At 34.4% G+C, this 24,274-nt stretch carries 22 protein-coding genes and 1 other annotated feature; of the genes, 1 reads left to right on the forward strand and 21 read right to left on the reverse strand.

The window, feature by feature from the left end; translation table 11 throughout:
• Positions 1-9: 9 nt before the first annotated feature.
• From AXE85_RS05105 to yaaA, 17 genes are all read right to left on the reverse strand, one after another.
• On the reverse strand, positions 10-2,181 hold the full coding sequence (locus AXE85_RS05105) for a C40 family peptidase (RefSeq protein ID WP_062173616.1): 2,172 nt from the start codon (positions 2,179-2,181) through the stop codon (positions 10-12).
• Between the two features lie 4 nt (positions 2,182-2,185).
• The gene (locus tag AXE85_RS05110; RefSeq protein ID WP_062173618.1) at positions 2,186-4,615 is read right to left on the reverse strand and encodes a VirB4-like conjugal transfer ATPase, CD1110 family; all 2,430 of its coding nucleotides are present in this window, start codon (positions 4,613-4,615) and stop codon (positions 2,186-2,188) included.
• Complete coding sequence (locus AXE85_RS05115; RefSeq protein WP_062173620.1) at positions 4,527-4,916, reverse strand: PrgI family protein; 390 nt, start codon at positions 4,914-4,916, stop codon at positions 4,527-4,529. Before AXE85_RS05115 ends, AXE85_RS05110 begins: the two co-directional genes overlap by 89 nt.
• A gap of 3 nt (positions 4,917-4,919) precedes the next feature.
• Complete coding sequence (locus AXE85_RS05120; protein WP_021003069.1) at positions 4,920-5,192, reverse strand: hypothetical protein; 273 nt, start codon at positions 5,190-5,192, stop codon at positions 4,920-4,922.
• A gap of 10 nt (positions 5,193-5,202) precedes the next feature.
• Positions 5,203-6,066 carry a VirB6/TrbL-like conjugal transfer protein, CD1112 family gene (locus AXE85_RS05125; RefSeq protein WP_004634419.1) on the reverse strand — a complete coding sequence of 288 codons (864 nt, stop codon included), beginning with the start codon at positions 6,064-6,066 and terminating at the stop codon, positions 5,203-5,205.
• Positions 6,067-6,076: 10 nt separating this feature from the next.
• Positions 6,077-6,292 carry a Maff2 family mobile element protein gene (locus AXE85_RS05130; protein ID WP_004634421.1) on the reverse strand — a complete coding sequence of 72 codons (216 nt, stop codon included), beginning with the start codon at positions 6,290-6,292 and terminating at the stop codon, positions 6,077-6,079.
• Between the two features lies 1 nt (position 6,293).
• The gene (locus AXE85_RS05135; RefSeq protein WP_009526171.1) at positions 6,294-6,605 is read right to left on the reverse strand and encodes a single-stranded DNA-binding protein; all 312 of its coding nucleotides are present in this window, start codon (positions 6,603-6,605) and stop codon (positions 6,294-6,296) included.
• Between the two features lie 175 nt (positions 6,606-6,780).
• On the reverse strand, positions 6,781-7,218 hold the full coding sequence (locus tag AXE85_RS05140) for a hypothetical protein (RefSeq protein WP_062173622.1): 438 nt from the start codon (positions 7,216-7,218) through the stop codon (positions 6,781-6,783).
• A gap of 63 nt (positions 7,219-7,281) precedes the next feature.
• Positions 7,282-9,063 (reverse strand): VirD4-like conjugal transfer protein, CD1115 family, encoded by a 1,782-nt coding sequence (locus AXE85_RS05145; protein WP_062173624.1) that lies wholly within the window; start codon positions 9,061-9,063, stop codon positions 7,282-7,284.
• Complete coding sequence (locus AXE85_RS05150; protein ID WP_062173626.1) at positions 9,053-9,784, reverse strand: phage antirepressor KilAC domain-containing protein; 732 nt, start codon at positions 9,782-9,784, stop codon at positions 9,053-9,055. Before AXE85_RS05150 ends, AXE85_RS05145 begins: the two co-directional genes overlap by 11 nt.
• Positions 9,781-10,266 carry a PcfB family protein gene (locus AXE85_RS05155; protein ID WP_062173628.1) on the reverse strand — a complete coding sequence of 162 codons (486 nt, stop codon included), beginning with the start codon at positions 10,264-10,266 and terminating at the stop codon, positions 9,781-9,783. The genes AXE85_RS05150 and AXE85_RS05155 overlap by 4 nt, the downstream gene beginning before the upstream one ends.
• Positions 10,267-10,268: 2 nt before the next feature.
• Positions 10,269-11,297: a DUF6017 domain-containing protein gene (locus AXE85_RS05160; RefSeq protein WP_062173630.1), complete on the reverse strand. Its 1,029-nt coding sequence runs from the start codon at positions 11,295-11,297 to the stop codon at positions 10,269-10,271.
• A gap of 89 nt (positions 11,298-11,386) precedes the next feature.
• Positions 11,387-11,671, reverse strand: a complete 285-nt coding sequence (locus AXE85_RS05165) for a CD1845 family protein (protein ID WP_041954212.1) — start codon at positions 11,669-11,671, stop codon at positions 11,387-11,389.
• Positions 11,672-12,145: 474 nt separating this feature from the next.
• On the reverse strand, positions 12,146-14,593 hold the full coding sequence (gyrA, locus tag AXE85_RS05170) for a DNA gyrase subunit A (RefSeq protein WP_062173631.1): 2,448 nt from the start codon (positions 14,591-14,593) through the stop codon (positions 12,146-12,148).
• A 16-nt stretch (positions 14,594-14,609) separates the two neighbouring features.
• A complete protein-coding gene (gene gyrB / locus AXE85_RS05175; RefSeq protein ID WP_062173633.1) occupies positions 14,610-16,526 on the reverse strand; it encodes a DNA topoisomerase (ATP-hydrolyzing) subunit B in 1,917 nt (638 codons plus the stop codon).
• Positions 16,527-16,628: 102 nt separating this feature from the next.
• Positions 16,629-17,768 carry a DNA replication/repair protein RecF gene (recF, locus tag AXE85_RS05180; protein ID WP_062173635.1) on the reverse strand — a complete coding sequence of 380 codons (1,140 nt, stop codon included), beginning with the start codon at positions 17,766-17,768 and terminating at the stop codon, positions 16,629-16,631.
• Positions 17,758-17,973, reverse strand: a complete 216-nt coding sequence (gene yaaA / locus AXE85_RS05185; protein WP_062173637.1) for a S4 domain-containing protein YaaA — start codon at positions 17,971-17,973, stop codon at positions 17,758-17,760. The genes recF and yaaA overlap by 11 nt, the downstream gene beginning before the upstream one ends.
• A gap of 351 nt (positions 17,974-18,324) precedes the next feature.
• Between yaaA and AXE85_RS05190 the strand changes: the two genes are divergently transcribed.
• The gene (locus AXE85_RS05190) at positions 18,325-19,137 is read left to right on the forward strand and encodes a phosphotransferase (protein WP_062173639.1); all 813 of its coding nucleotides are present in this window, start codon (positions 18,325-18,327) and stop codon (positions 19,135-19,137) included.
• A gap of 49 nt (positions 19,138-19,186) precedes the next feature.
• On the opposite strand, the gene rplT is transcribed toward AXE85_RS05190, so the two are convergent.
• The 4 genes from rplT to rpoC all read right to left on the reverse strand — a co-directional run bounded on the left by rplT (position 19,187) and on the right by rpoC (position 24,266).
• Entirely contained in the window at positions 19,187-19,546 is a 360-nt protein-coding gene (gene rplT, locus AXE85_RS05195; protein WP_062173641.1) for a 50S ribosomal protein L20, read from the reverse strand.
• A 57-nt stretch (positions 19,547-19,603) separates the two neighbouring features.
• Positions 19,604-19,798: a 50S ribosomal protein L35 gene (gene rpmI, locus AXE85_RS05200; protein ID WP_004631723.1), complete on the reverse strand. Its 195-nt coding sequence runs from the start codon at positions 19,796-19,798 to the stop codon at positions 19,604-19,606.
• Positions 19,799-19,824: 26 nt separating this feature from the next.
• Positions 19,825-20,352 carry a translation initiation factor IF-3 gene (infC, locus tag AXE85_RS05205; RefSeq protein WP_021752744.1) on the reverse strand — a complete coding sequence of 176 codons (528 nt, stop codon included), beginning with the start codon at positions 20,350-20,352 and terminating at the stop codon, positions 19,825-19,827.
• A 30-nt stretch (positions 20,353-20,382) separates the two neighbouring features.
• Positions 20,383-20,495 (reverse strand) — a sequence feature (ribosomal protein L20 leader region).
• A 90-nt stretch (positions 20,496-20,585) separates the two neighbouring features.
• Positions 20,586-24,266 carry a DNA-directed RNA polymerase subunit beta' gene (gene rpoC, locus AXE85_RS05210; RefSeq protein WP_062173643.1) on the reverse strand — a complete coding sequence of 1,227 codons (3,681 nt, stop codon included), beginning with the start codon at positions 24,264-24,266 and terminating at the stop codon, positions 20,586-20,588.
• Between the last annotated feature and the right edge of the window lie 8 nt (positions 24,267-24,274).

Genomic DNA, 24,274 nt, shown 5'->3' on the forward strand with positions numbered 1-24,274 from the left:
TTTCATCGTTTAACGAACTCTACCGAATCCATAGAAATGTTCTCTCCAGTAAGGTGTATTGATACTGACAAAGCGAATCGGATCTCCTGCGTGTATCATCATTCCGTTCCCTGCGTAAATGCCGACGTGAGATATTGGACTTCCACTGTTATAGGTGTTTTTAAAAAAGATTATATCTCCCGCCTTTGCTTCCGATGGTGATACGGGATTGCAGTAAGTTTTGTAAATTCCCCAAGCGGTCGTTCGTGGCATATTTTTTACTCCCGAATGGGTAAAGCTCCAACACACAAAGGACGAACAGTCGAAGTTATTCGGCCCGTTCGCCCCAAATACATATCTCTTTCCGATATGCTTTTCCGCTTCGTTAAACAATGCCTTCACCGTTACATCATCAAAGGCAATTCCCGGATTTGAAAAGTCGGGATTCTCTACAATCTCCGATAAATTTCCGTTTCCGCTTCCAAAGACAGTTTCCATATTTCCTTTAGATGCAAGCAGTGCTTCATAGTGAAGAACATTATCGGGATACTCTGCAAAGATTTCTCTTACAACACTGTCCATTTCTCTTTTCTTCAGCGTTACTATGAGCTTCTTATACTCATAGGCTTCTTCATGGCTTTCGGTATGCTCATTGCCATCTTCATCGGTATATGTTTCCGTAACTGTCCTGTATCTGATTTCAATTTCTTCCCGATAAGATAAATCATACATCTTTGTAAAAAGGTCATTGATGATGCTTTGAACTTCCTTTGAATCCTTAATTTCTCCACATCTTGAAGTGATGTAGGATAAAAGTTCATGGGTATTGTGTCCGATTTCTCCCTCTTTTTCTATGATGTATTCATCATAGCCGGGATAATTTCCCTCTACGGAATCTATCTCCTCCTGTAGTCCTTCCTCCAATCCCGAAAACTGCTGATTGATTTCACTTAGCACAGTTTGGTTGGAAAGATAGGTTGTGGTTAATACTCCGCTTGTAGAGTTCATCATTCCAGTCATAGATGTGCCTGCAAAGTTGGTAAAGAAAGTCAGTAAAATAATAAGACCTATGACAATCATCATAAGTCCCTTTGCTTTTCGTACAATCATTTCCTTTGAACTCTTTAAGGTGTTAATAACTCCTTCCTTAATCCTGTCCCTAAGCCTTGATTTATTCTGCTTTCTTATAGTATCTTTCATTTGCTTACGCTTTTGAAATCTCTTAAAGGTATCAGCTTTCTTGTACTCATCCGTTTTCTTTAATTCCTCTTTGGCTTCCCGAAACTCCAGCTTTGATTTACGCTTTCGTATCTTGTAATCTTTTTTGCTGATATCATAGCTTTTCTTAGCCTTTTTCTTATTGGCATAATTTTTTATCCCATGAAGTAATTTTGAGTTTACATCTGCAATCTTTTCTCCTGTTTCCACGCCCTGATTTTCATCACTGCCATGGGAAAGATAATCCCTTACCGTTTCACTTCCTTTTGCAAGTCCTGATAGAGCAGACACCTTTGCGACCTTATTTTTCAGTGCCTTTTTTTGCTCTTTGGAAAGCCTGTTCTTTTTTTCTTTGTCATAGACAGTTTCTTTACCGGTATTTTTGCTTTCAGCCTTATCTTTAGCATTTTCTTCTTTTGAAGTCTTCTCCTTACTTCTTGTATAGAGCTTATCTGAATAGTTTTTCTTCTTATACTTTTCCTTTCGAGCCTTATGCTTTTTTGAGAATTTTTCTGTCATATCCTCTTTTATATGAAGATTATCTTCCACATCATAAGTTGACTCAAAATAGTCGCTGTCCCTAAAGTCATTGTCATATCTGTCGATGATACCGTCATTATCAAGGTCTTTGCCTAAAGGATCGTAGATTCGTCCGTCTTTCACATCGATATTATAGTCTGACTTTATTTCGGCATTTCCTTTGTTGTCATTTCCTTGACTGTTATTTATCTTAACAGATTTTCTATGCCTTGCATTTTTCTTGGAACTTCCCTGAGTAAGCTCATTCTTAGAAATTCTCTTGCTTATCTTTTCGTGTATCTTATCCTGAAATCTGTCTTTGTCATGAATAATCTTTCCTCTGTAATCATCCCCATGCTTTAGCTTACTACTTTCGTCAATATCAAAACTATCTTTCCCTAAAAGTTTTGCTTCTTCCTTTATTTTTTGTCTTTCGGCAAAGTCTTTTTTCAGTTTTTTATTCATAAGCCTACCTCACTTCTTCAGGTTTCGTTGTCATCTTCTTATATAAAATGGTGTCTTTTGGGAACTTGTCGATAAATGGAACTATGGTATTTCCAAAGAACAGCAGTCCCTCGCCCTCATTGGAGTTGGTAACATATTTAAGCTGAGGTTTTGAGATTTTAAGCTTTCTTGCAAGTATTTCTCTATCGCCGGATGCCTGATTAAGCATTAGTACAAAGTCAGTATTATCAAAGATATTTTCTATCTCCTTACTCATGAGTAGGTCTTTGACATTTTGCGTGATACCTGTCGGAATACCACCCCATTTCCTGAAACGCTTCCATATCTCTACTGAGTAGGAGGCGGTCTGCTCATCTTTTAAAAGCAGGTGGAACTCGTCTATATAGTATCTTGTCGCCTTATTTCCTCTGTTTAAAGATACCTTATTCCACACCTGATCCTGTATCACAAGCATGCCTATTTTCTTTAACTGACTTCCAAGCTCTTTGATGTCAAAACAAAGGAGTTTCTTATTCAAATCCACATTTGACTGATGGTTAAATACATTAAGAGAGCCTGTTACATAAATCTCCATCTCAGTTGCCAGTTTCTTACCGACTTTTTCTTCCTGATTTTTAAGCATATCGTATAAATCCTGAAGTATCGGCATATTTTCTTTTATCGGATTGTCAAAATACTTCTCATAAATCTTAGGCAAGCACCTGTCTATTACCGACTTTTCTTCCGCTGTAAGTCCGCTACCGCCAACTACAAGCTCAAGCATACTCATTATGAAGTTTGCCTTGTCTTTAAGCGGTGCGTCCCCATCCCCGTAGTTCATATTTATATCAAGGGGATTGAGGTAGTCCTTTGACTTACTGCTGACTTTAATAACTTCCCCGTCAAACTGTCTTACAAGGTTTCCGTACTCTCCTTCAGGATCGCAGATAATGACATCATCATCCGTTACAATAATAGCATTTGCCATTTCTCTTTTTGCTGAGAATGACTTACCGCTACCCGGTGTACCAAGTATCAAACCGTTCGGATTTTTGAGCCTTTTCCTGTCTGCCATAATCAGGTTATGACTGAGGGCATTTAATCCGTAATACAAACTGTTGCTTGAGTTGATGAAAAGTTCTTCCGTTGTAAAGGGCATAAAGACTGCCGTAGATGAGGAAGTAAGTCCTCTGTTAATCTCAAGCTTATTTACTCCAAGAGGAAGTACACTTACAAGTCCCTGTTCCTGTGTGTGGTCAAGCCTTTTTATCTTACAGTTATGCTTATTGGCAATAGAGCTTATCTGTGCAATAGAGTTTTCAAGTTTTTGTATTGTCCTTGCAAAATTCATAAAGACAATGGTTACAACAAACATTCTCTCATCTCTTGTCTGCAAGTCTTTTAACAGGCTTTTTACATCTTCCCCATAGGTGATTAAGTCTGACGGTAAGATGTCCATATCATAACCCGATCTTACCGCCTTTTTATTTTCCTCAATTCGCATCTTATCAATATCGGTATTTTTCCTTTTTACCATCTTAATGGCTTCGCTCTGTTCTATCGCCCTGATATGAAACGAGATATTGATGTTATCATCAATGTCTAAAAACTCTGAAAGCATACGGTCTGAAAGCTCACTTGCAAGGATTTGAAAATGGCTTGTTGCTCCGATGAATTTGCCGAACTTAAAATATCTGCTTGGTGTAAAGTTAAATTCATCAGGTGTAATATATGTCTTTGTACTTTCTTTTCTTTGCAAGTCATTATATGAAAAGTAAAATGTCTTACTTGGATTTAATATATCGTGAAGAATCTTTAACCTTTCTTCGCCGGTAAGGCTTTCCGCCCTTACTCCCATATTTTTAAGATTGGATAAGATGTCTATCTCCAGTCTTTCAAGTTTTGAGATTGCCTGCTCCATATTGTCCGCCTCTACCGTAAATGTTACATACTTTGATTTTCTAAGCCCGTTATTTCCCTTTACTATCTGGCTTTTTAGCATTTCTCTAAACTCTAATCGTATCTCGTCAAAGCCGTCCTTTTTATCCGGTATTTGTATTGCCGATTGCATTTCTTCATTCCTTCCAAGCTGATTGATATATGAAAGCTCAAGTCTAACACTTGGATCAAAGGAGTTTAGAAAGTTTGCAAACTGATTAAAAATCAAATCCCTATCTTCATCTAAGGCAAGCTGATAGTTAATGTCCTCAAAGACAATACTTTTATTAAAGTGCCTTTCATCTGTTTGGCATATACCGCTTTTTAACATTCTAAGATAGGGAATGGTATCTTCTACGGTATGGCGTTTCGGCTCTTTCTTTAAGATAAGACTTAAAAATCCGCTTCTCTCTTTTTTCATCTTTGTTTTATCTTGCTTTAAGTCCTTTTTTTGACTTTTCAGTGCCTTTTTGTTTCTTTCTAACTTTATCTGCTGAATTTTTCTTTTGCTGTTCAAGGTAAACCTCCTTTCTCACACGCTTCATAGGCTGATAAAACTTGTGTAAATAGATATGCTTAAAATACTTTTCAAAGGGCAGTCCGTCTTTTTCAAAAAGAGTTGCGAAAAATATAGGAAGCGTTGATACAATAAGAAGTATGACCGCTATATCATTTGGTACAAATTTTCTTGTAAAGATATATACGGGGATTCCTATCAGTCCTGCAACGCTGAATCCTATGAGCTGTCTTTTGGTAAGATTAAAAGCAACTTTTGTTTTAACTTTATTTAAATCTTTTGGAATTGGTACATACGCCATAAGCTACCTCCCATCTTCCTTTATTCTCAAAAGTTCCTCTATATGTCCATATACGCTTGAAACTTCGTCCCTTACTTCTTCGATTTCTCTTTCCATCTCATTATTTTTCTCACTTTGAAACATCAAAATGGAATTGCTGTCTCTTTTGACAGTATCAATCTTTTTCTCCAGTCTGCTTAGTTTTCTCCTGTTTAGTGCAGTAAAAGCTACTGCAAATCCTGCAAGGAAAACTTCCACAGATAAAAAGAGTCTTTCTTTATTTTCTGTTGTTTTCATCTTATCCTCCTTAATGCGAGTTCATCACGCTTTTTGCAAGTGTTCCGCTCTTTAACATCATCAGTCCCAGTAATACGGCATATCCGAGTACCATAAATATGCTCGTGTGTATGTCCGTAAAGTTTATCGTTTTAACCAATACTGCATAAATTCCAAGACAAACCATTAGAATCAATCCCTGAAGCCCTAAAGCAAACAGTCCTTTGATGTAGTTTGTTCCTATCTGCCCCCATTCTTTGTTTCCCATCGTCGCAAAAGGAATGGCTGAAACAGATGAGTACACATAGATTTCAAACATTCTTCCATAAACTACAAGCATAATCACGATGGATATTGCCTGTATTGCAACTTTTACAAGTGAGATTTCAAACAGAATCATTAAAAGCTCACCCAGTCCTTTATCCTTTAGGGCATCCACCATCTGAACAATCTGATCTCCGGAAACGGTGGCAGAGGTGTTGATTACCCCTGCCGCCTTGTTTACCATACTTTGTGCAACATCAAAAACCGCCATTGAAAACTCAAAGGCATGAGATACTAACCATACAGCAATCCACATCTTGATGATGTATTTGAAAAACTCAAAGGTATCCGTATCGTGCATATTGTTCTTTTGCATGACCATATTGATAAGCTCGATACAAAGGACTGCCGTTATTATTAGCCCTGCTATGGGAATAATAACGGAATCATTAATATTTTTAATAAAGCTGAATACTTCTCCGTTCCACCCCATAGGTGTCTTTCCTACATCTGCTGCAACGCTGTTTACCTGATTGTTTATGTCAAGAAACATGGACTCTAAGTTTGCCTTGATACCTCCGAGCAGAAGTTCTCTGAAAAATTCTTCTATCTTATCGAAAATACCAAACATAGATTTCTCCTTACTTCAAAAGATTTGCAAGTAGCGGAATAAGCTTTAAGCCGATAAGGACAATACCTCCTCCAGCCATAAGCTGCTTTATACCCTGTGATTTTGCTCCGGGATTATCTGAACCATATCCTTCCATCAGGTTGATAACTCCCCACGCTCCAAGTCCTGCCCCTACTGCTGTTACCAAGATTTTTAATACATTTACCGCCTGTGTAAAAAATTCCATTTTATTCTTCCTCCCTATTTTCTTTCTTCTCAATTTTGTTGTATGACTTTACTACAAAGTTTTTGTAAGTCTTACCGTCTTTTTCACGCTCTTTGAAATATCCAAAGATATGAATGAGATCGCCTTTTTCAAAGTCTTTTGCTGTTTCTGCCTTCTCGCCATAGGCTGCACAGTTGATATATTCCTTGCCTTTCCCGTACTTTTTTACAAGAGTAAAGTTTGTAACTTCTACTGTTTCCTCATCTTTTTCAAAACTTGAGAACGTAGGCTCTGCAACCAAGTTGGCATTGATGTTAATCATTTCCTGCTTCATGTTTTTTATTTCTCCTTTTTCTTTTCAATAAAAAAAGCGACTGAAAGTTTTATTTTCCAATCGCTTCATAACGCTACTGTTAAGTTTTCTTATGTTTTATTAAGTGGGATTTCTTATCCTTATCATCTTTCCTCCTGCTTTTTACATGAAAAAAGCAGCAAATCTATTTTTAGACTTACTGCTTATCATCACTGCTGTTTACTTGTTTTTCTTCTTTTATCTTTTCTATCTTCTTCGTGTCTACAAAGTGAGTAGCATACCATTTTTCAATATCTTCAGAACCACTTTTGCTAAACCGTAGTTTAATAACCGGCTTTTTCCCTTGCCCGTTCTTTTTCTTAACCGCCCATTTCTTATATACACAAAACGACGGCTTTAGATTTCCTTTCTTTGCATATACCCTCATTTCATGCAGTATTGTAGACAATTTTTTAAGATTGACCTTGCATACTTTTTCCAAATACAAAACTTTTCCATTTCTCCAAAGTTCATAGTCGGTCTTTGAAAGTATTTCCAAATCCATAAGCACATCTACTGCTGTTGCATATCCTTTTCTTTTTAATTGGTGATACATAGATGAATGAACTTTTCCTATCAGTTCTTTATCGTTCAATAAGGTTTCCTCCTTGTGTATTTCTCTTTGATTATTATACCAAATGCAAATAATATCTAACAGCTACAACTTCATAATAACCGTATTCTTATTTAGTTTAGCCTTGCCCCTTCTTTTCATATAGCTTTCTATATCAAACAAATTCTTCTTGTCATAATCCTCAAGTAGCTTATAGTTCTTGTGCTTTGTAATATCAAATTTATCCGATAGGAAAGGGCGGACACCACGAAGTTGAAAGATACATTTACTGCCGTCCATTACTGTTATTTCGTCCTGACTCATCAGCTCTTTCCCCGTCTTTTGATAATTTAATCCGAAACTCTTTTGATTGCTCCTTGTTTCAGAAGTGTTATATAGGTCTATGGTTTCCTTACCAAGTGTTTCAGATAGCTCTTTAAGTGTTGTTTTCTCTTTGCCACCTAAGAATAGGGTACTATCACAGTTACCTACGATTGTATCGGCGTTATCCTTGTAGATTGCCTTTAACTGAGATTGTGCCTGTAAAATAATGCTTGCCGAAATCTCTCGGCTTCGGATTGTGGCAATCAACTTCTCAAACTTTGGAATTAAGCCGATATTTGCAAACTCATCAAGCAGGCATCGCACATGGACAGGAAGCCTGCCACCATATACATCATCCGCTTTATCACATAAAAGATTAAATAACTGAGAGTACATAATGGATACTACAAAGTTAAAGGTATCATCGGTGTCCGAGATAATAACAAAGAGGGCAGTCTTTCTATCTCCAAGAGTATCAAGCTCCAGTTCATCTTCTTGCATCAAGTCCCTAAGTTCCTGAATATCAAAGGGAGCAAGCCTTGCACCACAGCTTATAAGAATCGATTTGGCAGTTTTTCCGGCTGCCAATTTGTACTTCTTATATTGCTTGACTGCAAAGTGTGTAGGCTCTTTCTTTTCCAGTGCTTCAAAGAGTCTGTCTATCGGATTCATATAGGTTTCATCATCTTCTCTGACTTCTGAAGCGTCTATCATATCAAGGAGAGTAGCGAAGTTCTTTTCTTCCTTTGGAGCTTCATAGAAGATATAGCCGATAAGTGCTGTATAGTAGAGTTTTTCGGCTTTTACCCAAAAATCCTCACCTGCTTTTTCTCCCTCACCTTTGGTATTTGCAATGATAGTCTGAACAAGTTTTAATATATCTTTCTCAGAATGAATATAGGCAAATGGATTGTATTTCATGCTTTTTTTGAAGTTGATGGTATTTAAAATTTTTATCTCATATCCGTTATCTTCAAGCATTTTGCCACACTCAAGAATGATCGTACCTTTTGGATCGGTAACACAATAGCTGCTGTGCATTTGCATAAGGTTGGGTTTTACAAAAAATCGAGTCTTACCACTTCCTGATCCTCCTATAACAAGTACATTCTTATTCCTTGCATACTTTGGATTAGACGGTCTGCCGTTCATAGTTAATCGTTCTGTTTGAGTGAGCAAGATATTGTTTTGAAACTTTTCATCCATGTACGGCTCGATGTCTTTTTTATTTCCCCATCTTGCTGAGCCATACTCTTTTCCCTGCCTAAACTTCTTGGCGTTTTTACCTTTGGTATAGATAATGAATTTAATTATAGCAGCAACTCCTATTCCTGTCAGTATATCCACCAAATAAATACTTGGGAGAAAACTCATTGTATTAAGCTCTAATATTCCCTGAAATATCCTGTCAATCACATCTCCACCGGTATAGCTTCTCACATGATGAGAGAAGATGTTGCCAATATAGAAAAATGCAAGATAGGGAATGTTTTGTTTTACAAACTTTGCCTTATCTTGCACCTTAAATATGCCTTTAATATCTTTTAATATTTTATCTATCACGAGTCTTTTCACCTCCAATCAAGAGTAAAAGAAAGTGTCTTCCTTTAGGTGTTACAAAGGTTTGAATGCCCACTGCATCATTATCGTTTCTGCACCATTCCTTTACTTCAAAATATCCCTTATTGTTCTTAGCATAGGGTAGAAGTCTGTTTTTCTTATCTCTGTAAATGAGTTCCTTCTCTAAGAGGAATTGAATAAATACCTTTTGTGGAATATGAAGCTCTTTTGCTGTGTTTCTAAAGTTGGTCAGCAAGTTATTATCTACCAATTCATCAAAATACTTGGCTTTCGGCTCTAAATCCTCTATGATTTTTTCTTTTTGAGCAATCAGGTGATTGGCAAGGAGTACCGCATTTGCCAATATTTCTTCATTGCTCATTTTTTCTTGATTTTTGATATATCCGCCATTCTTACGAATACTCGGCAATACCTCTGTGGTGATCCATTTCTTAAATTCCTTTGCCTGTGGCAGCTTTGAAGATAGGATCAGAGAGTATAATCCTGACTCGTTGATAGATACCATACTTCTTCTTTGCCTGCCGTCGTGAAACACGACATCAGCTTTATCATCTATATCCACATGTCTTACCAAAGCATCTCTCGTGTTTGAATAGCCCAGTTTTTCGGCTACTTCTTTTCCGATAAAGAAAAACTCACCGTCTTTTTCCATTACAGTGAGTTTCCCAAATTCCATATTTTCAAATGTTATCAAGCTGCTCATAGGCTCTGCTCCTTTTGCTTATTCTTAACTTTGTCCTTAGAAACAGTATTTTTTGCCATCTCTTTAAACTTCTCAATATTTTTACGAACGGACTCTTTCCGTTCCGTTTTTCTTTCTGATCTTACAAGAGCATTTTTAAAGGCTTTCTCCATCATTTTCATATCTTTGGCTTGGAAAAATACGGAGTATTTACCTGTTTCTTTATCTTTCATTACCGAAAACTTAACACCGTATTTGTTCAGCTCTTTTTTCAGTTCTTTCAGTTCCGCTTCTTCTACCGGTATTTCTTCAAGCTGTCCTTTTTTCGCCATATCTTTGAGCTTGACTTCATTTCCGTTTACTTTAACGAGTTTTTCAAGTCCTCCAAGTTTATTTGCTTCTTTCATCAGTTTTTTCAATAGCGTTAAAAGAAGTTTTCCGGTTACTTTGGCAGCCTTAACTTCAAGGCTTAGTGTCTTTCTTGCAATTTCTTCGTTAATCACATTCAATATCCTCCTCTCATATCATAGCTTACAAGGGCAGAGTAATGTGCATCTATCCCACTTGGTGCATTATATGCTGCTGTTAGGACAAATGCTCTGATATTCCTAATTTTGTATTCATTTTCCTTAATAACATCTGACAGATACTCCAAATGCTCTGATTTAAGTTTTCTAAATCTTTCTTTTACTATATGTGCAGGAAGCTTCGTTTGATTGATTGTAACAAACTCTCTATCATCAAGTATCATAATATCTGCCAGTATCTTTAATACCTCATCAAAGTCTTTAACTATAAATTTATTGCCCAACTCAAGATGTTCATAATAGCCTGTCTGTGTTCTTAACTCATCTAAGCAGTTCTGATATATATTTTTGTTTTCTATTTCCGCCTCTCCGTCCATCCTTTTTCTTGGTTCTGAATACTCGGCATCTATGACGGAATGATGGGTGGAATTATATGATGAAATATCTGTAGTAATCTTTGATGAATTATTTGTAGTATTCTCTGGTAATGGTTGGGGCATATTGCCATTTTGCATTGGTGGATTTTGCTCTGTTGCATTGGTGCAATCTGCACTTGTGCATTGGTGGATTTTGCACTTTTCCATTGGTGCATTTTGCCCTAATGCATTAGGCACAGCTTTTTCTAAGGCTTGTAATTCTTCTTTTTTCTTTTTGTTCTCAATTTCAGCATAAAGTTCCTCCAGTTTTTCAGTATTTATGGTGTACCATTTTGTTTTATCTCTTGGATCTTTATTGTAGTTTCCTACGAGTAGAAAACCTGCCTTTTCCAACTTCGCAAAGGTTCTTTTTACAGTATCGAAACTCATATAGTCAAAATCTTTTTCCTGCCATGCTCTTATTGAGTTATATGTCCAATATCTTCCGTCATAGAAGTTATTGCCGGATTTCTTATTTATTTCTATCCAATAGTTTATTTGCTGTAAGATAAGAGCTTCATTTAAACCTATCTCTCTTGCCAATGTCTTATTTGCAACGATAGGTTGTTCATCAAATAAATACATACTCATCTAAAAGCTCTCCTTTCCATGATATTTTTCCACTAAAAAAGACGATAGTTTTTATCTATCGCCCTTGGTAACCATTTTTATGAAATTTTTTATATTGATTTTATGGCTTCATTGATTCCTTGTATAAAAGCTATGATTGCCACTCCAATCATCGGTATTCCGTAAGGACTTAACAAAAATCCAATGATAAGTGCTTCTATTGCTGCTCTTGTGTTGTGTAGCATAAAGAACGAGCCTATGGCAGCAAATACACACATCAGCATTAGCAAATACAATATCGCTGTTCCTATACTAAGCAAGAATGTTAGAAATGCGGTCAAAATGCTTAACAGCAGGCTGATTGGGAACAAGATTATTTTTATTATCCATCTCATTGATTCACCACCGCCTTTGCTAATTGAATAACTGACACAATGGCTTGAAATATTTTTCTACATATCATAAAAGCCTCCTTTTCGATATTTTGTTTGATTTTAAAAATAGGGATACAGTGCTGAAAGCTCCTATTTATCAAGCTTTTTCCTCTGTATCCCTATTATATCTCAAGCCCACTTTGTATGCGATAAACTATTATGTTTATTTGCCATAATTAAAATCATCCTTTCTTTATTTTAGTGCTTGAACTACTCTTATTTTATCAAGAAAGGATGATTTTTCAATTGTTTAACTCTTTTCTCGCACCCGCATAGCGGGTGGTTTATTGTTTCGGAGACTTCGCCTCCTCAACTGGCTAAAGCCATTAATTAAAAGGATTTAGTCCTGTTATGACAAAACTAAATCCTTCGTATAAACTTTCTAACTGCTTTTTATGATCGGTAGTCATGTAATATAATCAATTTTACATCAGATTATTCTTCTTCATAATTTTCTTCTTTTTCTGCTAATGTAACTGTCGCCACTTTTTGATCATCAACTAAATTGATTACTTTAACCCCTGTTGCTGTACGCCCTAGTGTACTAATTGTTGAAATATCAATTCGAATAATAACACCTTGGTTTGTCATTACCATTAGATCTTCGTTACCTGCAATTGATTTTACCGCAACGATTTTACCTGTTTTCTTCGTAACTTTTGCTACTTTGACACCTTTTCCTCCACGGTTAATTACATTAAATTCCGTTGATTTAGATATTTTACCAATACCATTTTCGGTTACAGTCAAGATTTTTTTCGTTTCATCTACTACTTCCATGCCAATAACATAATCATCTAAACCGAGTGTAATACCTTTCACACCACGACTCACCCGTCCCATGGTACGTACTTTTTCTGCATTAATACGAATTGCTTGCCCATTAGCTGTTACAATCATAATATCTTGTTCATCAGTAATTCGTTGAACATCTATTAGAGAATCACCGTCATCAAGTTTAAGTGCTATTTTCCCTTTTTTAAGAATACTTGCGTAATCACCGAGTTTAGATTTTTTAATAATACCAAACTTAGTAGAGAAAATTAGATTTGTTCCTTCTTCTTGTAAGTCGGAAATGGCAATAATAGAATTAACTTTTTCTTCTTTTTCAATTTCAAGAAGATTTATTATCGGTATTCCTTTTGATTGTCTACTCATTTGATTAACTTCATATCCTTTAAGTGTGTATACCTTACCTTTATCTGTAAAGAATAATATATGATCATGAGTTGAACAACTTAACATATATGCGATATTATCTTCATCATTTGTTGTCATTCCATTAACACCACGTCCACCACGTCCTTGAGATTTATATGTACTAGCTGCTAAACGTTTGATATATTGATTGTGTGATAATGTAATAATTATTTGTTCTTTTTCTATTAAATCTTCATTATCTATCGTATCAACTTGTCCTTCAATTATAACACTACGACGTGAATCTCCATATTTTTCTTTTATTTCGAGTAACTCTGTTTTAACAATTTCACGAACACGATCTTCTTTATTCAAGATATCTTGTAAATCTTTTATTAAATTCATTAATTTACTATACTCATCTTCAATTTTTTCACGTTCTAACCCTGTTAAACGTTGTAGTCGCATATCTAATATAGCTTGTGCTTGAATATCAGATAAATCAAATTGTTTTATTAATCCTGTTTTGGCCTCTTCTGTTGTCTTAGAACCGCGAATTAAACTAATTATTCTGTCGATATTATCAAGGGCAATCCTTAATCCTTCTAAAATATGAGCACGATCTTGTGCTTTTTTGAGATCAAATTTCGTTCTTCTTACTACAACTTCTTTTTGATGTTCTAAATAATAATATAGTGCCTCTTTTAAATTTAATAACTTAGGTACACCGTTTACAAGAGCAATCATATTCACACCAAATGAACTTTGTAGAGGCGTCAATTTATAAAGATTATTTAAAATTACATTACTGTTAACATCTCGGCGTAATTCAATAACAATACGAATTCCTTTCAAACTACTTTCATCACGTAAATCTGTTACACCTTCTATTTTTTTATCACGGGCTAATTCCGCTATTTTTTCTACCAATTTTGCTTTATTTACCTGATAAGGTATTTCTGTAATAACAATACGTTCTTTCCCATTTTTCATCTGCTCAATTGCAGTTTTACCACGCATAATAATTGAACCACGTCCGGTATTATATGCTTTAACTATGCCGCTACGCCCCAGTAAATATGCTCCGGTTGGAAAGTCCGGTCCTTTTATTTTTGTCATTAGTTCCGCTATTGTTATATCAGGATTATCGGACAGTGCCACAATACCGTCAATAACTTCTCCTAAATTATGCGGTGGAATATTTGTAGCCATACCTACTGCGATACCGCTACTTCCATTTACTAATAAGTTAGGTATTTTGGCCGGCAATACTTTTGGTTCTTTTTTGGTACCGTCATAGTTATCTTGCATATCAACAGTATTTTTATTTATATCACGTAACATTTCGGATGCGATTTTACTCATACGTGCTTCTGTATAACGCATTGCAGCAGCACCATCTCCGTCAATAGAACCAAAGTTTCCTTGCCCGTCAACCAGCGGATAACGACTATTAAAATCTTGTGCTAAACGAACGATTGTTCCATATGTTGCAGAATCACCGTGAGGGTGATATTTTGCCATTACTTCCCCTACTACCGCTGCACTTTTTCTATAAGGTTTATCATATGTTAGTCCTAATTCATTAAAGGCATATAATATTCTTCTATGTACAGGTTTTAAACCATCACGTACATCCGGCAATGCACGTGAGACAATAACACTCATTGAGTAATCCAAGAAAGAATTTTCAATTTCTGTTGTTATGTTTCTCAAGGTAATATTATTTTTATTATCTTCCATGTTCTATCCTTTCGTATTAAACATCTAAATTAATAACATTCAACGCATTCTCTTCAATAAACTTACGTCTAGGTTCAACTTTTTCACCCATTAAGACCTCAAACGCCGCATCTGCACGTTGTGCATCATCAATACTTACTTTATACATTAAACGATGTTCCGGATCCATTGTTGTAGCCCATAATTCTTCAGCATTCATTTCTCCAAGACCTTTATATCGTTGAACGGCATATTTTTTATCTTTAGCATATTCTTCAATATGCTCTTTTAATTCCTCCTCTGTATGTGAATAATATTCTTTTTTCCCAACTTTTAAACCATATAATGGCGGTCTTGCAATATAAACATATCCTGCATCAATTAATTCTTTCATGTATCTAAAGAAGAATGTTAATAACAACGTACGAATATGACTTCCGTCAACATCAGCATCAGTCATAATCACAATTTTATGATAACGTAATTTGTCAATATTTAATGTTTCTCCAATTCCCATTCCTACAGCCGTAATTAAAGAACGAATTTCATCACTAGATAATACTTTATCTATTCTTACTTTTTCCACATTTAAAATCTTACCTTTTAATGGTAAAATAGCTTGAAAAGTGCTGTTACGTCCAAGTTTTGCACTTCCTCCTGCAGAATCTCCTTCGACTAGGAATAATTCACATTCGGTTGCATCTTTGCTGGAACAATCAGCTAATTTCCCCGGTAAATTTGTAAATTCTAAAGCATTTTTACGACGTGTTGATTCACGAGCTTTTTTAGCGGCAATTCTTGCACGTGATGCTTGTAATCCTTTTTCGACAATAATTTTTGCAGTTTTAGGATTTTCCAGTAAAAATCTATCTAACTCTTCTGAAAATAATTTATTAGTTATGGTACTCATTTCTGAATTTCCAAGTTTTGTTTTTGTCTGTCCTTCAAACTGTGGATTAGGATGTTTTATGGAAATAATAGCAACAAGACCTTCCCTAACATCATCACCTGTTAATGATTCTTTTTCTTTAATCAGTTTATTTTTCTTTCCATAAGAATTAATAATTCGTGTTAAGGCTGTTTTAAACCCACTTTCATGGGTCCCGCCTTCATGGGTATTAATGTTATTTGCATAACTTAAAACATTGCTGGCGTAACCTGTATTATATTGCATTGAAATTTCAACCTCTTTGCCATCCATTTCTCCTTGAACATAAATTGCCTCATGCAGAGCATCTTTGTTCTCGTTAAGCATTTCAACATATTCCAATAATCCGCCTTCATAACAAAACGATTCTTCTTTTTCTTGCCCTTCTCTTTCATCTTTAAGAATAATCGTAATTCCCTTATTTAAGAATGCAAGTTCACGAATACGCATACGTAAAATATCATATTCATACTCCGTTGTTTCTTGGAAAATTTCTGGATCAGCTTTAAAACGAACTGTTGTCCCTGTTTTATCAGTTACACCGACAACCGTAATATCTTGTACAACTTCCCCACGTTGAAACTTCATCAAATAAATATGACCATCACGATGAACGTACGCCTCCAAGTCGGTAGATAGAGCGTTAACTACACTAGCCCCAACTCCATGAAGTCCTCCGGATACTTTATAACCGCCACCGCCAAATTTACCACCGGCATGTAATACTGTTAAAATTACTTCTAATGCAGGTTTTCCCGTTTGTTCCTGAATATCAATCGGAATACCACGTCCGTTGTCCTCTACTCTTATCCAATTATCTTTTTCAATCGCAACAGTAATCGTATCACAATACCCTGCTAACGCTTCATCAATAGAGTTATCTACTATCTCCCAAACAAGATGGTGTAACCCTTTACTTGATGTTGAACCAATATACATACCGGGTCTTACCCTAACAGCTTCAAGCCCCTCAAGAACTTGAATCTGGTCAGCATTATATTCTTGCATTTCTTTTTTCTCTACCATGATTATTCCTTTCATCTTATTACATTTATCATTTTAACTAAATATAACTTTCTTTACTATAAAATATTATCATTCATCTTTGAATAATTACAAAATATTTTTTTAATAACTTGTTTCACTAACATTACCCTGTTTTATATAAAATACCTTAGATTTTTTTAATAATTCCTCTTTTATCTCAGTTATTGAAGGTGTTGTTATAAAAGTTTGAACATTTTCATTAATTGCATCCAACAACTTTTGCTGACGTGTTTTATCAAGTTCACTTAAAACATCATCTAACAGAAGTACCGGATAAGTTTCTGTTTTCTGTTTCAGATAATCTATTTCTGAAAGTTTTAGCGATAAAACAATACTACGTTGTTGCCCTTGTGAAGCATAGACCTTTGCATCTAAATTATTAATATAGAAAATTAAATCATCATGATGCGGACCTACCTTTGTACTTCCACGCATAATATCATCAAATGATTTTTTCATCATATTTTCAACAATATTTTCTTCAGTAAATCTTTTATCATCAATATTTTCAATGCTAAGTTGTTCTAAAATAGAACTTTTATACCTTATTTCTAATTTCTCCGTACCATTCGAAATATTATTCATATTATCCTTTGCAAGTTTTGCTATATCTCTTACAAAATTAACACGCTCTTTTGTGATATACATAGCAATTTTTACCAATTGAGATGTTAAAGTTTCAAGATACGTTAATGCTAACTCATCTTTCGGATTTTTTCTCATATCTTTTAAATAAGCATTACGCTGTCTTAACAAATGCTGATACATAAGATTATATCTATGATATACTCTTGAGAATTGATAAAATTCTCTATTAATAAATTCTCTTCTTAGCACCGGAGAACCTTTTACAATTTGTAAATCCTCCGGAGAAAATAAAACGACATTAAGTTCACCCACAAAGTCTGTGAGTTTTGTTCTTTTTATTCCTGCTATCTTTGCATTTTTTCCCTTATTGCTTATTCCAAGCATAATATTTATATTTCTATTTCTTTTGTTCAGTACACAAGACATCGCTGTTGCACTTTCTCCAAATTTAATACATTCACTATCACTTTTAGTACGATAACTTTTCCCCAGTGCTAAACAAAAAATAGCCTCTATTAAATTTGTTTTACCATTAGCATTATCACCGACTAAAACATTAAGAGAGGGATGTAACTCCAATCCAAGTGCTTCATAATTTCTAAAATAAAGTAATTTTAATTCTCTAATTTTCATTACTAATTAAAAATTCTTTATTTTTTATCTTTACTATGTCACCTGAATATAGTTTTTTCCCTCTACGCTGTTCTAATTCATTGTTTAAAAATACATCTTCTTCCGAAAGAAAAAACTTTGCCTGTCCTCCGGAATTAATAAAGTCTTCCATTTTTAAAAATTGAGATAAAGTAATATACTCATTATCAATTACTACTTTTTTCACTTTACACCTCCTGTAAAATTTAAAAAAAATATTTTGTATATAAATATATTTTATACTCTTTAATTATATCAAAAAACAATTTTTTTTTCAAGGAAACATGTTATATTAACTTCATTTTTTCTATCTATTTTTCAATTATATCAACCATTTTTTTGATATATTCTTTTAGGTAAATTAACATAAAATTTAAAATGTTTATGATAATATTTTTTTACTAATTCCATCTAAAAAATAGGATTTTAATATACTAATTTATAATTCCAATTTTTTTGTTGAAAACTTTTTCATTTTACATAAACAAGCTAATATTATATAATATGGGTGATTTAAAATTAAGAGTGAGTGATATATATGTATAAAAAAGAAAAACTGGAAAAAATTCTCGAAGAAAAAATAATTACCATGATAGAAACAAGCTATGGTATTACTAACAAAAATTACATCGTTCATACTGAGCAAAATAGTTATTTTTACAGAACACAAAAAGATGATACTAAACTTGTTAATAAAGAAAACGAAAAAGAAGCCATTAAATTATTAAAAAATGAACCGTATTTTCTTAATGTAATTCATTATAATAATAACAACCTTATTACACCATACCAAAAAAATTCTAAAACATTTATCTCGCAAAAAAATTTATCCAACATCATCGAAATAGCAAAGTTGCTTAAGAAGTTTCATTCGAAAAAATTTCAGGCAGAAAATTCTTTCAATATAGTTGATACTTTTTACTCTTATTTCAATCTTATTGATGAATTGGATATTGATAATTTTATTTATTTGGTTGATGAAATAAAAAAGGTTTATAAACCTGACAGATTATGTCATAATGATTTAGTTGAAGGGAATTTTTTATTTACTGAAAATAATCTGTTTTTAATAGATTATGAATATGCCGGGCAAAATGATTATTACTTTGATATTGCCAGTTTCATATCAGAAAATGAACTGGATTATCAGGAAACAATCACTTTCCTCAAAGCATATTTCACAGATAAACAATGTGATTTTAATAAACTAGATATTTTCTTGCGTTTTTGCGATTTATTATGGTACACTTGGGCTACTCTACTTTATGAAAAACGTGGCGAAGAAATTTATCATGAGATTGCCGTAAAGAAATATCAGAGCCTTAAAACTCCTCGAAAAATTATTTATTAAATAAAGATAAAAAGAAACTAACCTAATTGCTAGTTTCTTTTTATCTTTATTATTTAGCTAATGCTGCTTTTGCTTGTTCACAAATGCTTGAAAAAGCTTGAGCATCATGAATAGCTATTTCTGATAACATTTTTCTATTAATATCAATACCTGCAACTTTTAGACCGTTCATTAAACGACTGTATGATAGTCCGTTTAATCTAGCAGCAGCATTGATACGAACGATCCATAATCTTCTGAAATTACGTTTAGTTTGACGACGATCTCTAAACGCATACATTCCAGATTTCATTACTTGTTGTTTTGCTACTTTGAATAATGTATGTTTTGATCCAAAATAACCTTTAGCTAATTTCAAAACTTTTTTACGACGACGACGAGTCACTGTTCCACCTTTTACACGTGGCATATCTAATTCCTCCTTTAGTATAACTTATAAATAAGTATTTACATTATAAATTCTATATTACTTAACTAATAAAGTTCTAATACGTTTGTAATCACCACGAGATACTAATGATGCTTTACGTAAGTGACGTTTTTGTTTAGTAGTTTTTCTTGAAAACCAGTGAGATGTATAAGCACGGCTACGTTTTAACTTACCGTTAGCTGTTTTTTTCACACGTTTTGCTAAACCACGGTGAGATTTCATTTTTGGCATTATCAAATTCCTCCTATATTAAACCTTTATTTCTCTTTTTTTGGTGCTAGAACTAAAAACATACTGCGACCTTCCATTTTAGGTTTTTGTTCGACAGTTGCTATATCGCTAGCTTCGTTAGAAAAGTTTTCTAAAACTTTCTGTCCAATTTCTTTATGGGTGATTGCTCTCCCTTTAAAGCGAATAGAAACTTTTACTTTATCTTCTTTTGCTAAGAATTTTTTAGCATTTTTTAATTTAGTTTCAAAATCGTGTTTTTCTATCGTAGGAGATAAACGTATCTCTTTTGTTGTAACGATTTTCTGTTTCTTACGTGCTTCTTTTTCTTTTTTCTGTTGCTCAAATTTGAATTTACCATAATTCATAATTTTAGCAACCGGTGTTTTTGCATTAGGTGCAACTAAAACGACATCTAAATTCATTCTTTCTGCTATTTGCAATGCCTCTGCTTTAGATTTTACTCCTAATTGTTCTCCGTTTTGACTAATTAAAAGAAACTCTTTCGCTTTAATACCTTCATTTACTTGTGCAGTATCTTTACTAATGACCAGCACCTCCTATTTATAAAATTCATTAAATACTAAAAGCAAATAAAAAGCTGGGTGCAAAACACCCAGCATAAAATTCTACATTTCATCTACATAAACCTGAACAATCAACATTGGCAGGTGAGAAACGGGTGCTTCTACTTTTGTATTCAACATTATCTATTGTACATATTTATTTAATGTTTGTCAATAGAAATATCAAAACTTTTTTATATTCTATATTTCTATCACATTTTTAATTAAATAGTTTCTAATTCATCGTGTAATTCTTGTTCAATGGGTTTACTTAATTCTTGTTCCATTTCTTGCTCTAAATCTTCTTCATATTGAACATCAATGTTGTTATATCTAGGCATACCGGTACCGGCAGGTATCAATTTACCAATAATAACATTTTCTTTAAGTCCCATCAACATGTCGGTTTTACCTTTAACCGCCGCATCTGTAAGAACCCTTGTTGTTTCTTGGAATGACGCTGCTGATAAGAAACTTTCCGTTTCTAAAGATGCTTTTGTTATACCAAGAATAACAGGTTTCGCTGTTGCCATATTTCCACGATGTTTAAGAATTTTTTTATTCTCATCAGTAAACCTATGAATATCTACTAATGAACCCGGTAACAAGTCGGTATCTCCTGCATTGATAACACGCACTTTCCTCAACATTTGTCTTACCATTACTTCAACGTGTTTATCACTAATTTCAACCCCTTGCATACGGTAAACTTTTTGTACCTCTGTCAATAAGTAACTTTGTACAGCTTCCAATCCTGCAATAGAAAGTAATTCTTTGGGTTCAATAGACCCTTCAGTTAATGCTTGACCACGTTTAACCTCATCGTTTTCCTTAACTAACATACGACTTGTACCGTAATCTTGATACTCTCTTTCCTCTCCAATTTCACTTAATACAAATATTCTACGAATATGATTATTATCCACTTCTACTTTTGTTACAGTTCCATCTACCTCTGAAATTAAAGCTTTCCCTTTTGGATTACGTGCTTCGAATAATTCTTGAATACGAGGTAAACCTTGAGTAATATCTGCACCTGCTACCCCTCCGGTATGGAATGTACGCATCGTAAGCTGTGTTCCCGGTTCTCCAATAGACTGAGCAGCTATTGTACCTACTGCTTCTCCTACTTCAACTTTTTCTCCAGTTGCTAAGTTTTTACCATAGCATTTCTCACAAACTCCATGACGACTATTACATGTAAACGCCGAACGAATTACAACACTTTCGATACCGGCTTTTTCTATTTCTTTCGCTGTATCTAACGTGATTAATTCACCATCTTCAACGATGACTTTACCGGTTTCCGGATGAACAACAGTTTCTTTACTGTATCTTCCCTCTAAGCGTTCTTGCAAACTCTCAATTTCATCAGTTCCATTTCTAAGTGCTGCCACTCTTAAACCTCGAGATGTTCCACAATCATTTTCACGAACAATAACATCTTGGGCAACATCAACAAGACGACGTGTCAAATACCCTGAATCAGCAGTTTTTAATGCCGTATCTGCAAGTCCTTTACGTGCCCCATGAGAAGAAATAAAGTATTCCAATACTGTAAGTCCTTCTTTAAATGATGAACGTACCGGCATTTCCATGATTCTACCTGATGGAGATGCCATAAGTCCACGCATACCGGCAAGTTGAGTAAAGTTTGACGCATTACCACGTGCTCCCGAATCACTCATCATATAAATTGGGTTAGTCGCAGGAAGAGAGTCCATAAGTTGATCTTGGATAACATCCTTAGCTTTTGCCCATTGTGCAATAACATTTTGATAACGTTCTTCTTCCGTTAATAAACCACGTCTAAATAGATTAGTGATTTTATCAACATTTTCTTGTGATTCTGCAAGAATATCATATTTATTTGGTAAGACAAACACATCACTTACCCCAACGGTAATACCAGCTCTTGAAGAATACTTAAATCCTAAGTCTTTCATTCTATCCAACATCATAGATGTTTCGGTAATATGGAATCTATTAAAAATTTCTGAAATAATTTTTGACAAGAAACCTTTTTTAAATGGTATTGCGGTTTCTTTTTCTTTAATATAGGCTTTAAGCCCGCCTTCTGATAATTCACTTGTTGCAACAAAGTATTTTTTCGGTGTTGCTACCTCCAAGTTATCTTTAGTTGGTTCATTTAAAAATGGAAAGCCGGCCGGAAGTATATCATTAAAAATAACTTTACCAATTGTTGTAATTAATAATTTTTTATTTTGTTCTTCTGTAAATGTCGGATTATTGAATGATTTTGCTGCAATACCAACACGAGTATGTAAATGAATATACCCGTTTTGATATGCCATTCTTGCTTCGTCAGCATCTTTAAAAATCATACCTTCACCGATTGCTCCCGGTCTTTCTAATGTTAAATAATAGTTACCGAGAACCATGTCTTGAGACGGTGTAACAACAGGTTTTCCATCTTTTGGGTTAAGAATATTTTGTGCAGCCAGCATTAACATACGTGCTTCAGCCTGTGCTTCTTTTGATAGCGGCACGTGAACAGCCATTTGGTCACCGTCAAAGTCAGCATTAAACGCTGTAGTTACAAGTGGATGCAATCTTATCGCACGACCTTCCACTAAAATCGGTTCAAAAGCTTGAATACCTAATCTGTGCAATGTCGGTGCACGGTTAAGTAATACCGGGTGTTCACGAATAATATCTTCCAATATATCCCAAACGTGATCTTCCATTCTTTCAATTTGATTTTTTGCGTTTTTAATATTATTCGCCAATTCACGTTTTACTAATTCTCTCATTACAAACGGTTTAAACAATTCAAGCGCCATTTCTTTCGGTAATCCACATTGATACATTTTCAAATTCGGTCCAACTACGATAACTGAACGACCAGAGTAATCAACACGTTTACCTAGTAAGTTTTGACGGAAGCGTCCATGTTTACCTTTAAGCATATTAGATAACGATTTTAAAGTTCTGTTGCCGGGGCCGGTAACCGGACGACCACGACGACCATTATCTATCAAAGCATCTACTGCTTCTTGTAACATACGTTTTTCGTTTTGAACGATTAAGCCGGGTGCTTTTAATTCTATAAGTTTTTTCAAACGGTTATTACGATTAATAACACGTCGATACAAATCATTTAAATCACTCGTTGCAAAACGTCCACCGTCCAACTGAACCATTGGACGTAATTCAGGAGGTATAACAGGTAAAACGGTCATAATCATCCACTCCGGTTTATTTCCGGAATTTTTAAACGCTTCAAACACTTCTACACGTTTAATAATTTTAACAATTTTTTGTCCTGATTTATAATTACTCTCACTTAATTCTTTAAGTTCATTTTTTAAATCTCTTAATTCTTTTTCAATATCTAACTCTGCCAATAAATCACGGATAGCTTCCGCTCCCATTTTAGCTACAAATGAGTTAGCGCCGAATGTACTACGTGCCTCACGAACTTCACGCTCTGAAACAATTTGTTTTTTCATAAAGTCCGTTTCACCCGGATCAATTACAATATATGAAGCAAAATAGATTACTTCTTCTAATTGTCTGGGACTAAGATCCAATAGCAGACCCATACGGCTTGGTATTCCCTTGAAATACCAAATATGGCTGACCGGAGCTGCTAAATCCAAATGCCCCATTCTTTCTCTACGTACTTTTGATAAAGTAACGTCAACACCACATTTATCACATTTTATATTTTTATATCTTACCCTTTTGTACTTACCGCAAGCACATTCCCAATCTTTTGTTGGTCCGAAAATTCTTTCACAGAACAACCCATCATTTTCCGGTTTTAAAGTTCTATAATTTATCGTTTCCGGTTTTTTAACTTCTCCATAAGACCAACTTCTTATTTTTTCAGGAGAGGCTAAACTAATTTTCATATATGCAAAATTATTTACGTCTATCAAGGAGCATA

This window comes from Gemella sp. oral taxon 928, assembly GCF_001553915.1.
Classification (GTDB): Bacteria; Bacillota; Bacilli; order Staphylococcales; family Gemellaceae; genus Gemella; species Gemella massiliensis.

Bases quoted from the DNA above. Each gene is read 5' to 3' on its own strand.
- AXE85_RS05165 (WP_041954212.1), bottom strand. From the start codon at position 11,671: ATGAGATGGATAATAAAAATAATCTTGTTCCCAATCAGCCTGCTGTTA.
- recF (WP_062173635.1), bottom strand. From the start codon at position 17,768: ATGAAAATTAGAGAATTAAAATTACTTTATTTTAGAAATTATGAAGCA.
- AXE85_RS05105 (WP_062173616.1), bottom strand. From the start codon at position 2,181: ATGAATAAAAAACTGAAAAAAGACTTTGCCGAAAGACAAAAAATAAAG.
- AXE85_RS05120 (WP_021003069.1), bottom strand. From the start codon at position 5,192: ATGAAAACAACAGAAAATAAAGAAAGACTCTTTTTATCTGTGGAAGTT.
- rpmI (WP_004631723.1), bottom strand. From the start codon at position 19,798: ATGCCAAAAATGAAATCTCACCGTGGTTTAGCAAAACGTGTGAAAAAA.
- AXE85_RS05130 (WP_004634421.1), bottom strand. From the start codon at position 6,292: ATGGAATTTTTTACACAGGCGGTAAATGTATTAAAAATCTTGGTAACA.
- gyrB (WP_062173633.1), bottom strand. From the start codon at position 16,526: ATGGTAGAGAAAAAAGAAATGCAAGAATATAATGCTGACCAGATTCAA.
- AXE85_RS05150 (WP_062173626.1), bottom strand. From the start codon at position 9,784: ATGAGCAGCTTGATAACATTTGAAAATATGGAATTTGGGAAACTCACT.
- gyrA (WP_062173631.1), bottom strand. From the start codon at position 14,593: ATGGAAGATAATAAAAATAATATTACCTTGAGAAACATAACAACAGAA.
- AXE85_RS05160 (WP_062173630.1), bottom strand. From the start codon at position 11,297: ATGAGTATGTATTTATTTGATGAACAACCTATCGTTGCAAATAAGACA.
- AXE85_RS05115 (WP_062173620.1), bottom strand. From the start codon at position 4,916: ATGGCGTATGTACCAATTCCAAAAGATTTAAATAAAGTTAAAACAAAA.
- AXE85_RS05125 (WP_004634419.1), bottom strand. From the start codon at position 6,066: ATGTTTGGTATTTTCGATAAGATAGAAGAATTTTTCAGAGAACTTCTG.
- AXE85_RS05190 (WP_062173639.1), top strand. From the start codon at position 18,325: ATGTATAAAAAAGAAAAACTGGAAAAAATTCTCGAAGAAAAAATAATT.
- AXE85_RS05135 (WP_009526171.1), bottom strand. From the start codon at position 6,605: ATGAAGCAGGAAATGATTAACATCAATGCCAACTTGGTTGCAGAGCCT.
- rplT (WP_062173641.1), bottom strand. From the start codon at position 19,546: ATGCCACGTGTAAAAGGTGGAACAGTGACTCGTCGTCGTCGTAAAAAA.